Annotated in this window: 11 protein-coding genes and 1 pseudogene; 6 read left to right on the forward strand and 6 right to left on the reverse strand. The window is 67.9% G+C overall.

From position 1 onward, the window contains the following. Positions 1–879 precede the first annotated feature (879 nt). Positions 880–1,657: pseudogene (locus ACIPSA_RS08370) on the forward strand (DUF5753 domain-containing protein). Continuing rightward, positions 1,654–1,863 carry a DUF397 domain-containing protein gene (locus tag ACIPSA_RS08375; protein ID WP_402630366.1) on the forward strand — a complete coding sequence of 70 codons (210 nt, stop codon included), beginning with the start codon at positions 1,654–1,656 and terminating at the stop codon, positions 1,861–1,863. The pseudogene ACIPSA_RS08370 and the gene ACIPSA_RS08375 overlap by 4 nt, the downstream one beginning before the upstream one ends. 330 nt (positions 1,864–2,193) lie before the next feature. Here the strand turns inward: ACIPSA_RS08375 and ACIPSA_RS08380 are convergent, their stop codons facing one another. Next, positions 2,194–2,388 (reverse strand): hypothetical protein, encoded by a 195-nt coding sequence (locus ACIPSA_RS08380; RefSeq protein ID WP_030346161.1) that lies wholly within the window; start codon positions 2,386–2,388, stop codon positions 2,194–2,196. A 190-nt stretch (positions 2,389–2,578) separates the two neighbouring features. On the opposite strand from ACIPSA_RS08380, the gene ACIPSA_RS08385 reads away from it, so the two are divergent. Then, on the forward strand, positions 2,579–4,690 hold the full coding sequence (locus tag ACIPSA_RS08385; protein WP_402630369.1) for a prolyl oligopeptidase family serine peptidase: 2,112 nt from the start codon (positions 2,579–2,581) through the stop codon (positions 4,688–4,690). A gap of 127 nt (positions 4,691–4,817) precedes the next feature. Here the strand turns inward: ACIPSA_RS08385 and ACIPSA_RS08390 are convergent, their stop codons facing one another. From ACIPSA_RS08390 to ACIPSA_RS08410, 5 genes are read right to left on the reverse strand one after another with little or no spacing between them, the layout of a single operon-like run. After that, positions 4,818–5,927: an ABC transporter ATP-binding protein gene (locus tag ACIPSA_RS08390; protein ID WP_402630372.1), complete on the reverse strand. Its 1,110-nt coding sequence runs from the start codon at positions 5,925–5,927 to the stop codon at positions 4,818–4,820. Beyond that, positions 5,920–6,894, reverse strand: a complete 975-nt coding sequence (locus ACIPSA_RS08395) for an ABC transporter ATP-binding protein (RefSeq protein ID WP_402630375.1) — start codon at positions 6,892–6,894, stop codon at positions 5,920–5,922. The genes ACIPSA_RS08390 and ACIPSA_RS08395 overlap by 8 nt, the downstream gene beginning before the upstream one ends. Positions 6,895–6,900: 6 nt before the next feature. Then, a complete protein-coding gene (locus ACIPSA_RS08400) occupies positions 6,901–7,905 on the reverse strand; it encodes an ABC transporter permease (RefSeq protein WP_402630378.1) in 1,005 nt (334 codons plus the stop codon). Then, positions 7,898–8,821: an ABC transporter permease gene (locus ACIPSA_RS08405; protein WP_402630381.1), complete on the reverse strand. Its 924-nt coding sequence runs from the start codon at positions 8,819–8,821 to the stop codon at positions 7,898–7,900. Before ACIPSA_RS08405 ends, ACIPSA_RS08400 begins: the two co-directional genes overlap by 8 nt. Before the next feature lie 6 nt (positions 8,822–8,827). Continuing rightward, entirely contained in the window at positions 8,828–10,456 is a 1,629-nt protein-coding gene (locus ACIPSA_RS08410; RefSeq protein WP_402630383.1) for an ABC transporter substrate-binding protein, read from the reverse strand. 487 nt (positions 10,457–10,943) lie between these two features. On the opposite strand from ACIPSA_RS08410, the gene ACIPSA_RS08415 reads away from it, so the two are divergent. The 3 genes from ACIPSA_RS08415 to ACIPSA_RS08425 all read left to right on the forward strand — a co-directional run bounded on the left by ACIPSA_RS08415 (position 10,944) and on the right by ACIPSA_RS08425 (position 14,898). Beyond that, on the forward strand, positions 10,944–11,972 hold the full coding sequence (locus ACIPSA_RS08415) for an ABC transporter permease (RefSeq protein ID WP_402630385.1): 1,029 nt from the start codon (positions 10,944–10,946) through the stop codon (positions 11,970–11,972). Between the two features lie 79 nt (positions 11,973–12,051). Further along, complete coding sequence (locus ACIPSA_RS08420) at positions 12,052–13,818, forward strand: ABC transporter substrate-binding protein (RefSeq protein WP_402630387.1); 1,767 nt, start codon at positions 12,052–12,054, stop codon at positions 13,816–13,818. A 99-nt stretch (positions 13,819–13,917) separates the two neighbouring features. Beyond that, a complete protein-coding gene (locus ACIPSA_RS08425) occupies positions 13,918–14,898 on the forward strand; it encodes an ABC transporter permease (RefSeq protein WP_402630390.1) in 981 nt (326 codons plus the stop codon). The last annotated feature ends 20 nt before the right edge of the window (positions 14,899–14,918 follow it).

Consider the following 14,918-nt stretch of genomic DNA (forward strand, 5'->3'; position numbering starts at 1 on the left):
CCTCCCGTTCCCCACCGACACGCCCCACCCATCGGCCGCCGGCCGCCGACCTGACCGGGCGTGCCCCGCACCCGGGTCCGCGCCCCGCCCACCAGCCGTTCGCCGCTAAACCCACCCGACGTACCACCACCCGGCGACCGCGCCCCCACCCATCAACCGCTCACCGCCAAGCCGACCCGGCATGCCCCCACTCGGCTGACGCGCCCATTCCCACTGGCCGTAAGCCGCCGAATCCGCCCGGCGTGCTGGCGAGGCGCGGACGCGTCCGCCAACCCCGGCCCGGAACGCAGCCGACGGTCGCCCGCGAACCCCGGCCGGGACCCCGTCTTTCCGGGCCGCCCGCTCGCTTCTCACCCGCGCTGGAGCGAGCCGAGTCAAGGGTGGCCCGCAGGGCCATCGCCGAAGGCGACGCGGAACGCAGTGGAGCGCCCTTTACTCGCCTCGCGGAAGCACGACACTGACAAGAAGCGGGCGGCCCCCACGGCACCCCCTCGACAGGCGTCCATCTCAGAGGGCCGCGCCCCAGCGGTCCGCGAGCGCCTCGACGAGGAGGACGTCTCGACCGGGGCGCGACCGTGTGTGACCGGGGAGTTCCCAGGAGCGGAGCTGCTCGGTGGCGGCCAGGTGGGCGAGGCGGGCCCCGCGGGCCTGGGAGACAGCCGCACGCTGAAGCTGCGGATGGGGTGGTCGAGTCGGGCCTCAGAGGCGGCAGTTTCATGGATCACGTCACCGAGAGTGGCCGCACACACTTGCCGTGAACAGTGACGACGCCGTTGCTTACGGTGACTGTCCGGAGCTTGTCCAGTCGGGTCCGGGCTGCCGGGACCGGCCGTACGGGCAAAGGCGTCGCGGCACGGTCCTACGGCGAAGGGGTGCGGGATGCAACAGGTTGACGGGAGCGCGGCGCGGCTCAAGAGCGAGGCTGACGAGCCCGGTTGGGAAGTGGACCCGGACGACGACTGGGGTGTGGCCGTGGTCGCCACCGTGGGACGGCAGCTGAAGCTGCGGCGAGAGGCGGTGGGCATGCGGGCGGACGAGGTGTTGGGGGCGGGCGGGTTACTCGCCGCGATGAAGGAGGACGTACGGCGGGTCCGGTATCCGAAGAAGGTGCAGGACCTGGCGAAGATGGAGGCCAAGGCGGTCGAGCTTCAGCTCTACGATCCGCTGAACGTCCACGGGTTGTTGCAGACGCCGGAGTACACGCGCGCTCTGCTGCTGATGCGACGCCCCGCGTACACCGAGGACGAAGTAGAGCGGTTCATCTCGGCACGTGTGGCTCGCAAGGCGGAATTCGAGCGCGACCCGGCGCCCGAGCTGAGCTTCGTGCTGGAGGAGTGGACGCTACGGCGCCCCCTCGGCGGGAAGGCACTGTTGCGCCGCCAGCTTGAACACCTGCTTGGGGCGGGACAGCTGCGGAACGTTGAGCTCCAGGTGATGCCAATGGATCGCGAGGTGCACGCCGGAGTGGACGGTGGGATCGAGGTCCTGAAGTTCGAGGACGGCTCGGCGGTAGGGCGATCGCCGGTGGTGGCCGGCGGCCGACCTGTCTCTGAACCAAGGCAGCTTCGTATCCTTGAACCGCGCTACGGCATCATCCGGGCGCAAGCTCTCACACCAGTCGACGGCCTTCATCGAACAACTGCTGGGGGAAACATGATCCGCAACAGCTCGGCCGAGCGTGACTCCGACCTGGCGTGGTTCAAGAGCAGCTACAGCAGCGGCAGCGAAGGTGACTCCTGCGTCGAAATCGCCACCACCCCCCGAATCGTCCACGTCCGCGACTCCAAGCACACCGCCGGCCCCCGCCTCGCGCTCTCGCCGGAAGCCTGGGCCGACTTCGTGCCGTACGCGTCGGAGTGCTGACGGGAGCGGGCGATGGCCGTGAACTCGACCAGTGCGGACTGAAGGTAGCGAGCGATCTCCCCGGCAATCTCCTCAGGCGACAGCCCACTGCCGGCGTCGTCACACCCGCCGCACACCCGCCCGCCCGCGTCACGGATCAGGGCGCGTTGAAGGGTGCAGAACAGCCGGTCGCAGGCGGGCTCCGGTCGCGTTCCGCTGCCGGAGCTCACGTTCCACCGCGACTCAGAACTTGAGGCTGCCCACCGCGGCTCAGAACTAGATGCTGCCCACCGCGGCTCAGAACTAGATGCTGCCCACCGCGACTCAGAACTAGATGCTGCCCACCGCGACTCAGAACTTGATGCTGCCGATCATGCTAGCCACGTTCGTCGTCAGCTCACTGATCGTCGGAGCGACGGTCGAGGAGGCGAGGTAGAAGCCGAGCAGCATGCAGACGACCGCATGGCCGCCCTTCAGCCCTGACTTCTTGATCAGCAGGAAGACGATGATCGCCAGCAGCACCACCGCCGAAATCGAGAGTGCCACGGCGGATCACCTCCAAAGATCCCAGGTACGCGGGGGGTTCGGACTATGGGGGTTGTAGATCGGTACAGCAAATGCATACACGAGCCAGCAGGTTCATACCCACTCAACGGCAGTGATCATAACTATCCGTGCTCGCGCATCGCTCGGCGCATGGCCGCACAAGGGGGCGCATGGCCAATATGGTCGGGGCATGACGACCGAGCCTGACTCCTTCCCCCGACGGCACGCCCGCACCCAGCGGTTCACACTCGGCGCGCCGCGTGCGTTCACCGTGGCTCCCGACGGTTCCCGTGTCGCGTTCCTGCGCTCGGGTTCCGGTACGGAACGGGCCAACTCCCTGTGGGTTCTCGATGTGGCGGACGGCGGGGAGCGCCTGGCAGCCGAGCCGCGCGCGCTCCTTGGCGGCGCCACGGAGCATCTCTCGCCCGAGGAGCGGGCACGCCGCGAACGCAGCCGCGAGGGCGGTGCCGGCATCGTCGGCTACGCCACCGACAAGGCCCTGGAATTGGCGTCTTTCGCCTTGTCAGGGCGGCTTTTCACGGCGGAGCTGCGGGCCGGTACGGCTCGCGAACTCCCGGCCCCCGGGCCGGTGATCGACCCGCGTCCCGCCCCCGACGGACGGCATGTGGCGTACGTCGTCCAGGGTGCCCTGCGGGTGGTGGGCGCCGAGGGCGAGGGGGACCGGGCGCTGGCGGAGCCCGAATCGGACGGGGTCACCTATGGATTGGCCGAGTTCATCGCGGCCGAGGAGATGGGGCGTTCGCGGGGCTTCTGGTGGGCTCCGGAGTCGGACCGGCTGCTCGTGGCGCGCGCGGACGACACGCCGGTGGAGCGGTGGTGGATCGCGGATCCGGCCCACCCGGAGCGTGAGCCACAACACGTCGCGTATCCGGCGGCGGGCACTGCCAACGCGGACGTACGGCTGTTCGTGATCGGCCTCGACGGTACGCGCACGGAGGTCGTCTGGGACCGTGCGCGCTATCCGTATCTGGCGCATGTGCACTGGTCAGACGCGGGAGCGCCACTGGTCCTGGTGCAGGCGCGGGACCAGCGCAGCCAGCTGTTTCTGGCCGTGGACCCGGACTCCGGGGTGACCCGGATGGTGCACGCGGAGGAAGATCCAACATGGCTTGAACTTTTCCCTGGCGTGCCCTGCTGGAGCCCCTCCGGACAGCTGGTGCGGATCGCCGACGAGGGCGGTGCGCGAGTGCTCGCGGTGGGGGAACGCCCGCTGACGGGAACGCAGTTGCACATCCGTGCGCTGCTCGACGTCTCCGCCGACGACGTGCTGGTCACGGCGTCGGCCGGCGAGGAGGCCGAGGCTCCGGGCATCGGCGAGGTGCACGTCTACCGGGTGAACGAGCTCGGCGTGGAACGCGTGTCGCAGGAGCCCGGCGTGCACTCGGCGGTGCGCGCCGGGGGCGTGACGGTACTGATTTCCGCCGCGCTCGACCGCCCTGGCGCCCGTGTACAGGTACTGCGTGACGGAAAACCGACGGCGACTGTCATGTCGTACGCCGAAGATCCCGGTATGTCCCCGCGCGTGACACTCACCGAGGGGGGCGCACGCCGAATCCCGTGCGCCGTGCTTATGCCACAGGACTACCACTCCGACACTCCCCTTCCGGTTTTGCTGGACCCCTACGGCGGTCCGCACGGCCCGCGCGTGGTCGCCGCGCACAACGCGCACCTGACCTCGCAGTGGTTCGCCGACCAGGGCTTCGCGGTGGTCGTCGCCGACGGCCGGGGCACCCCCGGCCGCTCCCCCGCCTGGGAGAAGGCGCTGCACCGCGACCTCACGGTGTCCCTGGACGACCAGATCGAGGCACTCCAGGACCTGGCGAAGCGCTACCCCCTCGACCTGTCCCGGGTGGCGATCCGCGGCTGGTCGTACGGCGGCTGGCTGGCGGGCCTGGCCGTGCTGCGCCGCCCGGACGTCTTCCACGCGGGCATCGCGGGCGCGCCGGTCACCGACTGGCGGCTCTACGACACCCACTACACGGAGCGGTACCTCGGCGACCCGGCCACGGACCGGGCGGCGTACGCGAAGAGCTCCCTGGTCACGGACGACGGCCTGTCCGCCCCCGCCGAGCCGCACCGCCCGCTGATGATCGTGCACGGTCTGGCCGACGACAACGTGGTGGTGGCCCACGCCCTGCGCCTGTCCTCCGCCCTGCTGGCCGCCGGCCGCCCGCACGAGGTGCTGCCGCTGTCCGGCGTCACGCACATGACCCCGCAGGAGCAGGTCGCGGAGAACCTGCTCCTCCTCCAGGTGGACTTCCTCAAGCGGACGCTCGCATAACCCCGCAAATATCAGCAAACTGCGTTAACACACAGGCAACTTCACGGAAGCGGTACCGATATACGGACGCGCGACGCTGAACAGCGTACGGCCGTGCGGGTGCCGTAAACGGGCCGGGGTGGCCATGTCACCCCGGCCCGTTGCTGTGCTCGTTGCTCTGCTCATTGCTGTGCTCGTTGCTCTGCTCATTGCTGTGCTCGTTGCTCTGCTCCTCCGGGGGCACCACCTGCTTCTCCTCCGCGAAGTGGCAGGCCGAGTCGTGCGCGGCGGGACCGGCCGCGTCCCGGAACCGGGCGGGGACCGCGAGCGCCGGCACCTCCCGGGCGCAGCGCTCCTGGGCCTTCCAGCAACGGGTGCGGAAGCGGCACCCGGACGGGATGTCGGTCGGGGACGGGACGTCACCCGTGAGGATGATGCGCTCGCGGCGTTCCCGCGCGTCGGGGTCGGGGACCGGGACGGCGGAGAGGAGGGCCTGGGTGTAGGGGTGCGTGGGATGGTCGTAGATCTCGTCGTGCGTGCCGGTCTCCACGATGCGGCCCAGGTACATCACCCCCACCCGGTCCGAGATGTGCCGCACGATCGAGAGGTCGTGCGCGATGAAGACGTAGGAGAGCTTGAACTCCGTCTGGAGCCGGTCGAGGAGGTTGACCACCTGCGCCTGGATCGAGACGTCCAGCGCCGACACCGGCTCGTCGGCGACGATCACCTCCGGGTGCAGCGCCAGCCCCCGGGCGATGCCGATGCGCTGACGCTGGCCGCCGGAGAACTGGTGCGGATAGCGGTTGATGTGTTCGGGGTTCAGTCCGACCACGTCCAGCAGCTCCTGGACCCTGCGGCGACGGTCGCCCTTCGGGGCCGCCTCGGGGTGGATCCGGTACGGCTCGCCGATGATGTCGCCCACCGTCATACGGGGGTTGAGGGAGGTGTACGGGTCCTGGAAGACCATCTGGATGTTGCGCCGTACCGCCTTCAGGGCCTTGCCGGTCAGCCCGGTGATCTCCTCGCCCTTGAACCGGATCGAACCGGCCGTCGGCTGCTCCAGGCTGCACAGCAGTCGGGCGACCGTCGACTTGCCGCAGCCCGACTCGCCCACGATGCCCAGGGTTTCGCCGCGGTGGAGCGTGAAGTCGACGCCGTCCACCGCCTTCACCGCGCCGATCTGCTTCTTGAAGAGGATGCCCCGGGTGAGCGGGTAGTGCTTGACGAGCCCGCTGACCTCCAGGATCGGCTCAGCCATGCAGGCACTCCCTCCAGAAGTGGCAGGCGCTGCCGCGGTCCTCGGAGACCTCGTACAGCGGGGGCTCGTCCGTGCGGCACACGTCCTGGGCCATGGGGCAGCGCGGGTGGAAGGCGCAGCCCGGCGGGATGTCCATGAGGTTCGGCGGCAGGCCCTTGATGGCGTAGAGCTCCTGGCCCTTCTGGTCCAGGCGCGGGATGGAGTCGAGGAGGCCCTTCGTATAGGGGTGCGCGGGTGCCTTGTAGATGTCGTGCACCGGGGCCGACTCGACGATCCGCCCCGCGTACATGACGACGATGCGGTCGGCGACGTCCGCGACCACGCCGAGGTCGTGGGTGATCAGGATGAGCCCCATGTCGTACTCGCGCCTGAGCTCCGCGAGCAGGTCCATGACCTGGGCCTGGACGGTGACGTCGAGGGCGGTGGTGGGCTCGTCGGCGATGATGAGGGCCGGTTCCAGCGCCAGCGCCATGGCGATCATGATGCGCTGGCGCATACCGCCGGAGAACTGGTGGGGATAGTCGCGCACCCGCTGGGCGGCGCCCGGGATGCGCACCCGGTCCATCAGCTCGACCGCCCTGGCCCGTGCGTCCTTCCTCGACATCCCCCGGTGCACGACGAACATCTCGCCGAGCTGCTCGCCCACGGAGAGCACGGGGTTCAGCGCCGAGAGCGCGTCCTGGAAGATCATCGCCATCCCGGCGCCCCTGATCCTCCTTCTCTCCTCTTCTTTCAGCTTCAGCAGATCCTGGCCCCGGAAGAGGATCTCGCCGCCCGTGACCTTCCCCGGCGGCACGTCGAGGATCCCCATCACGGCCTGCGCGGTGACCGACTTTCCGGAGCCCGACTCGCCGAGCACCGCGAGGGTCTCCCCCGCGTCCACGCCGTAGCCGACCCCGTTGACGGCCCTGACGACCCCGTCCCGGGTCCGGAACTCCACGTGCAGGTCGCGTACTTCCAGCAGCACGGCGGCTCACCTCAGCCTCGGGTCGAGGGCGTCGCGCACCGCGTCGCCGAGCATGATGAAGGCCAGGACCGTGACGGCCAGGGCGCCGGAGGGCCACAGCAGCGCGTGCGGGGCGTTGCGGATGTAGGGCGAGGCGGCGGAGATGTCGATGCCCCAGGAGACACTGGGCGGCTTCAGGCCCACGCCGAGGTACGAGAGGGTCGCCTCCAGCGCGATGTAGGTGCCGAGGGCGATGGTCGCCACGACGATCACCGGGGCCACGGCGTTGGGCGCGATGTGGCGCAGCAGGATGCGGGAGTGGGAGGCGCCCAGGGCGCGGGCCGCCAGGACGTAGTCGTTCTGCTTGGCGGTGATGACCGAGCCGCGGGCGATGCGGGAGATCTGCGGCCAGCCGAGCAGGACCATGAACCCGACGACCGGCCAGACCGTATTGCTTGTCACGACGGAGAGGAGGACCAGACCGCCGAGGACGACGGGGATCGCGAAGAAGATGTCGGTGAGCCGGGACAGGAGTGAGTCCCAGGCCCCGCCGAAGAACCCCGCCAGGCCGCCCAGGACGGACCCGAGGAGCGCGACCCCGAGCGTGGCGCAGACGCCGACCGTGACGGACGTACGGGCCCCGTAGACGGTCCGTGTGTAGACGTTGCAGCCCTGGCCGTCGTACCCGAAGGGGGCGCCCGGCTGGGAGCCCTCCTGGGCCTTGGAGAGGTCGCACTGGAGAGGGCTGCCGGAGGCGATCAGCGAGGGCCACAGGGAGATGACGACCAGGAACAGGATGACGAGCCCGGAGACGATGAAGACGGGGTTGCGCCGCAGGTCCCGCCAGGCGTCGGACCAGAGGCTGCGCGCCCGTCCGCCGGCGGCGGCCGTGGGACGCCGCTCCAGGGTCTCCGCCTCGCTCGTCGCCAGGTCCATCGCGCCGCCCGCTCCGGTACCGGCGATGCTGCGATTTTCCGGGGGGCGCCCGCCGGGCCCCCGGGGCTCGGGCTCGTACGGCGGCTGCTCAGGCATAGCGGATCCTCGGGTCGAGTACGGCGTAGAGCAGGTCGACGAGCAGGTTGGCGACCAGGAACACGAGGACGAGGACGGTCACGAAGCCGACGACCGTCTGGGTGTTCTGCCGCACGATGCCCTGGTAGAGCTGGTAGCCGACGCCATGGATGTTGAAGATCCGCTCGGTGACGATCGCGCCGCCCATCAGGGCTCCGATGTCGGTGCCGATGAAGGTGACGACGGGGATGAGGGAGTTGCGCAGCAGGTGCCGGGTGATGATCCGGCGCCGGGGCAGGCCCTTGGCGACGGCCGTACGGACGTAGTCGGACCGCTTGTTCTCCGCGATGGAGGTGCGGGTCAGGCGGGTGACGTAGGCGAGGGAGACGGAGGCCAGGACCAGGCCCGGCACGATCAGCTCGCCGAACGTGGCGTCCGGGGAGACGGACGGTTTGATCCAGCCCCACTGGACGCCGAGCAGGAGCTGGAGCAGCAGGCCGGTGACGAAGGTGGGGACGGAGATCACGACCAGGGTGGCGAGGAGCACACCCGTGTCGACGGGGCGGCCCCGGCGCAGACCGGTCACCACGCCCAGCGTGATGCCGATGACGATCTCGAAGAGGATCGCCACGATCGTCAGCCGGATGGTGACGGGGAACGACGTCGCCATCAGCTCGGTGACCGGCTGGCCGTTGAACGCCGTACCGAAGTCGCCGGTGAAGATGTTCCCCATGTAGGTCAGGTATTGCTGCCACAGCGGCTTGTCGAGGCCGAACTCCCTCTTCAGCTGGGCGGCCGTCGCCGGGTCGCAGGCCCGCTCGCCGCACAGTCCCGCGATGGGGTCGCCCATCACGTTCACCATCAGGAAGATCAGCAGCGTCGCCCCGACGAACACCGGGATCATCTGGAGCAGACGCCGGACGACATAGCGCCCCATGGCGGCTCAGCTGACCTTGATCTCGTTGTAGACGGGGACGCTGAACGGGTTCAGCGCCACGTTGGACAGCCGCTGCGAGTAGCCCGCGCTGCCGTTCTGGTACCAGAGCGGGATGGCGGCCATGTTGTCGCGCACCACCCCCTCGGCCTGCTGGAAGGTGGAGACCGCCTTGGCGGTGTCGGACTCCGCGTTGGCCTGGTCCACGAGCTTGTCGAACTGTGCGTTGGACCACTTGCCGTCGTTGGAGGAGGCGTTGGTGTAGTAGAGCGGCTGCAGGAAGTTCTGGATCAGCGGGTAGTCCATCTGCCAGCCGGCCCGGAAGGGGCCGCTCATCTTGTGCTGGCTGATCTGGTTCCTGAAGTCCGCGAAGGTGCCGACCGGGTTGCCGACGCAGGCCTTGTCGTTGCCGAGCGCGTTGTTGATGGAGTTGCACACGGCGTCCACCCACATCCTGTGCGAGCCGGTGTCGGCGTTGTAGGTGATCTTGAGCTGTCCGCCCGGGAGCCCGCCGCCCTCCTGGATCAGCCGCTTGGCCTCGGCGGGGTTGTAGTCGCAGGCGGGACCGCACAGGCCGTCCTTGAAGCCGCCCTCCGGGCCGAGCACCGGCGAGGTCCAGTCGGTGGCCGGGGTGCGGGTGTGCTGGAAGATCGTGTCGGTGATCTGCTTCCGGTTGATCGCCATGGACAGGCCCGTGCGGACCTTGTCCGAGCCGCTCTTGTTCCAGTCCTTGTCGTAGTACGGGAAGGCGAGGGTCTGGATGATGCCGGCCGGGGTGTTGATGTAGCGGTCGCCGAGGTCGTTCTTGACGTTCTTGAGCTGCGAGGCGGGAATGTCGTCGGCGAGGTCGAGGTTTCCGGCGAGCAGATCGGTGTACGCGGTGTCACTGTCCGTGTAGACCTTGAGGGTCACGCCGTCGTTCTGCGCCTTGTCCGCGCCCGGGTAGCCGCCCCACTTCCTCAGGGCCATCTGCGCGCCCTTGGTGTACGAGTCGATCATGTACGGCCCGTTGCCGACCGGCTTCTTCACCCAGGCCGCGTGATCGGTGAAGAAGGCCTGGGGCAGTGGCGCGAAGGCGACGTAGCCGAGGGTGTCGGGGAAGCTGGAGAACTTCTGGTTCAGCTTGACGGTGAAGGTCCTGTCGTTCACGACCTTCAGGCCGGAGAGCGTGTCGGCGCTCTGTGAGCCGGTGGCGGGGTGGACCTTGTCGTAGCCCTCGATGTAGCCGAAGAAGTACGCGTTCTTCTGGTTGTTCTTCAGGCTCGCGCCGTAGTTCCAGGCGTCCACGAAGGACTTGGCGGTGACCTTCTCGCCGTTGCTGAAGGTCCAGCCGCCCTTGATCGTGATCGTGAAGTTCTGCGAGTCCGGGGTGTCGATCTTCTCGGCGAGCATGTTCTGGGCCTCGGCGGTCTTCGGGTCGTACCGCTTCAGACCGCGGAAGATCATGTCGAGGACCTTGCCGCCCTGCACCTCGTTGGTGTTGGACGGCTCCAGCGGGTTCTGCGGGTCGCCCCAGGAGGAGCTGAGCACTCCGTCGGCGCCACCACCGCCGCTCCCACCTCCTCCCCCGCACGCCGTCGCGGCAAGCGTGACTGCCGTCACACCGACGGCCCATCTGGCGTGCGTCACTCCCCGCATGGCGTGCCTCCTCGGTGGCCGTTGACCTACTACCGGTCAATATCAGCGCAAATTACGCATATCGCACGTGCGCGCCACTCGCGAGGAGGCCTTTCAGGGGACAGGTCATCCGGATGCACGCATACGCCCACCGGAGGGGCGACGGCGGCCGAGGCGATCTTGAGCGACGAATGCAATGGATCTTCGCGTAACGATGCTGAAACGTTGGATTGCGACGCGTCTATGTACGGATTTCGGCACACAGGCGTCCGCATATCGAACTCGTTGCCCGTTTGGTCCAATTAGTCCGAGATAAAGCACGGATTGATTACGGCGCGCTACCCGCGTAGCTACAGATTGGTCAAGCGCGAGCAAAGAAAGCAAAGAGACAACCAAGGCGACCGAGAATTTATTGACCTTCAATGAATTGCGTTGAAAAAGTCCGGCGTAGCCCGTAGGGGAGTGTGCCCTGCGGAGTCATCAGACCCTCCCTTGGGCCAGGAGCACCATGACCCCCCCAACTCCATCTGCGGCTGCCCCGCTTGAGGTGACCGACGAGAGCGTCGAGAAGTCGACCACTTCCTCGACCCCGAAGGGCAGCGAGAGCCGCTCACCGGGACGGCTTGCCTGGAAGCGGTTCAAGCGCGACCGTACGGGCGTCATATCCGCCTATGTGGTGATCTTCTTCTTCGTCGTCGCGATCACCGCGCCGCTGATCGCCAAGCTGTACGGCAAGAACCCGTACGAGCAGTACGGTCAGGAGACCCCTGGGCTGCTGAACGACTTCTCCTACCCGGTCAAGCCCAATGGCGGCATGAGCGGGGACTTCTGGTTCGGCATCGAGCCGCAGCTGGGCCGCGACGTCTTCACCTTCCTGCTCTACGGCATCCGCACCTCGCTGCTGATCGCCACGGCCGCCACCCTGCTCACCACGCTGCTCGGCGTTGTGATCGGTGTCACCGCGGGCTACCTGGGCGGCAAGACGGACTACTTCATCGGCCGGATCATCGACATCCTGCTGTCGTTCCCGTCCACGCTGTTCTTCATCGCCTTCATGCCGGTCGTCTACGGCATATTCGTCCCCTTCGACCAGGACGTCCCGGCCTGGCTGCGGGCCACCTGCCTGATCCTCGTCCTCTCCGCCTTCGGCTGGGCCTCCATCGCGCGACTGCTGCGCGGCCAGGTGCTCGGCCTGCGTGAACGGGAGTTCGTCGAGGCGGCCAAGGTGACCGGCGCATCGCCGCGCCGCATCATCTTCAAGGAGCTGCTGCCCAACCTGTGGACGCCGATCCTCATCCAGTCGACCCTCATGCTCCCGGCCTACGTCACGGCCGAGGCGGGCCTCGCGTTCCTGGGCGTCGGCATGATCGACCCGACCCCGGACTGGGGCGTGATGATCGGGCGCGGCGCGCAGTTCTACTCGGACGACATCACCTTCATGATCTTCCCGGGCCTTTCGATGATCCTCTTCGTCCTCGCCTTCAACCTTCTGGGCGACTCGGTCCGCGACGCGCTCGACCCCAAGTCCAAGCGCTGAGTCCCACTCCGGTCCGGTCACCGTCGTCCGGCTGGTTGCACCTCCTCTCTCACTCCATCCACACCTAGGCAGGTAAGCCATGTCCTTTTCCCGCAGAAACTTCCTCATAGCCACTGGTGTGGCGGCCGGCGCGACCACCGTGCTGAGCGCGTGCAGCAGCGGCAACGCGGGCGGCAGCGGTGCCAGCGACAAGGCTCCGTCGGTCGACAAGGCCAAGGCAGCCACCATCGCGGTCGGCACCAAGGCCGACTCCACCGGTGCGGCCCCCGAGGTCCCGGGCGCGGTCAAGGGCGGCACGATCTACACGCTGGAGCAGATCGACTGGGACCACCTGGACCCCGCCCAGGTCTACTCCTCGTACGAGGGCGCCTGCTCGGTCCTGTTCCTGCGCGGTCTGACCGGCTACAAGATCGACTCCAAGGGCACCACCACCCTCGTCGGCGACCTCGCCACCGACGCGGGCACGGTGAAGGACGGCGGCAAGACCTGGTCCTTCACGCTCAAGGACAACGTGAAGTGGGAGGACGGCGCCGACGTCACCATCGAGGACGTCCGCTGGACCTTCGAGCGTCTCTTCGCCAAGTTCGTCACCCAGGGTCCGCGCTACCCCCAGAGCTGGCTGCTCGGCGGCGACAAGTACAAGGGCCCCTACGAGGGCAAGCACCTCAAGTCGATCGAGGTCGACGGCAAGACCATCACGTTCAAGCTGAAGGAGGCCCACGCCGACTTCAACTTCATGCTCGCGATGCGCGGCTTCTCCATCGTGCCGAAGAAGCACGACACCAAGGAGAAGTACGACAAGCGCCCGTTCTCCTGCGCCCCGTACAAGATCGCGAACCGTGACATCGGCAAGTCGGCGTCGCTCGTCCGCAACGAGCACTGGGTCGCCGAGACGGACCCGATCCGCAACGCCTACCCGGACAAGTTCGAGTTCGGCTTCGGCTTCCAGAACCTGGCGTCCACGGACCGTTACATCGCCGACCAGGGCAACGACCAGTACACGCTGTCGGTGCTCAACGAGGTCGCCCCCGAGCGCCTCCAGAAGGTGATGACGGACCCGGCGCTCAAGAAGCGCGTCCTGACCCAGGTCGACACCACCTGCTACTACTTCGCGATCAACACCACGCGCGTCAAGGACGTCAAGGTCCGCCAGGCGCTCAACTACGCGTGGCCGTCGCAGCAGCTGAAGCAGATCCGTGGTGGCTCGCTCTCCTCGGCGACCGCGACCACGATCATCAGCCCGCTCACCCCGGGCCACAAGGACTTCGACCTCTACGGCAAGAAGACCAAGCCGATGGGCGACCCGGAGAAGGCCAAGGCCCTCCTCAAGGAAGCCGGCAAGGAGGGTCAGACCGTCGTCATCGCGATGCAGCAGTCGGACAACTCCGTCAAGCAGGCCGTCGCGCTCAACAGCGCGCTGACCAAGGCCGGCTTCAAGCCGGTCGTCAAGCAGGTCGACAAGACGTCCTTCTACAGCCAGATCGGCCAGCTGGACAACAAGTACGACCTGTTCGCCGCGGGCTGGGGCCCGGACTGGCCGGCCGGTTACGCGGTCATCCAGCCCTGCTTCGACGGCAGCCAGATCGCCGACGGCGGTGTCAACTGGCCGCAGCTGAACGACACGGGCGTGAACAAGGCGATCGCCGCCGCCACGGTCGAGACGGACGCGAAGAAGGCCGCGAAGATGTGGGGCGACATCGACGAGCAGATCATGCAGCTCGCCGCGGTGGTTCCGGACTACAACCCGATCCGTAACTACTTCTACGGTTCCAAGGTCGGCGGCGTGATCTGGGACTCCGGCAACACCTGCATCGCCCTGGGCAAGGTCTTCGCCGCGAAGGCCTGATCCCGCTTCGGGGCGGCGGCCACCACCGCCGCCCCGGTTCCCCCCTTCCGTTTCGCTCCCCACACCCCGGCGACGGCGCCCCGTCCGGAAAGTCACGCCATGTTCCGTTTTCTAGTCCGCCGTGTCATCGGCGCACTTGTCATTCTGCTGATCATCAGCGCCGTCACCTTCATGCTCTACTACGCGCTCCCGCGTGACCCGGCCCGTATGGCGTGCGGCAAGGTGTGCACGCCGGAACTGCTGGCGCAGGTCCGGCACAACCTCGGGATGGCCGACCCGCTGCCGGTGCAGTACTGGCACTGGCTGGAGGGCCTCTTCCTGGGCCGCGACTACGGCGGTCTCGGCAACTGCAACGCGCCCTGCCTGGGCTTCTCCTTCACCAACCGCGAGCCGGTCCTCGGCACGATCCTGGACCGCATGCCGCTCACCATCTCGCTCGCGCTGGGCGCCTCGTTCTTCTTCCTGATCATCGGCGTCGGCACCGGCATGATCGCCGCCGTCAAGCAGGGCAAGGCGGCCGACAAGATCGCCAGCTCGTTCTCGCTGATCGGCTCCTCGCTGCAGATCTACTTCGTCGGCTACATCGCCATGTTCTTCCTGGTGCAGCAGCTCGGCATCCTCGACCAGCCGTCGTACACGCCGTTCACCGAGAACCCGGTCAAGTGGGCCTCGGGTCTGCTGCTGCCGTGGCTGGTGCTGTCCATCATCTTCACCGCCAACTACACCCGTATGACGCGCTCCCAGCTGGTGGAGCAGCTCAGCGAGGACTACGTGCGCACCGCGCGGGCCAAGGGTCTGTCCCGGCGCTCGGTGTTCTTCCGCTTCGCCTGGCGCGGTGCGATGGGCCCGATCGTCACGATCTTCGGCATCGACATGGGCACCCTGATCGGCGGTGCCATCATCACCGAGTACGTCTTCAGCCTCCAGGGCATCGGCCGGCTCTCGCTCACCGCGGTGGACGCCAACGACCTGCCGATGCTGCTCGGCGTGACCCTGGTGGCGTCGGCGGCGATCGTCTTCTTCAACATCATCGTGGACGCCGTCTACGCCATGATCGACCCGCGGATCCGGCTCGCCTGACCTCCGCCCACCCCCGACCC

This window comes from Streptomyces sp. NPDC086549, assembly GCF_044746205.1.
Taxonomy (GTDB): Bacteria; Actinomycetota; Actinomycetes; order Streptomycetales; family Streptomycetaceae; genus Streptomyces.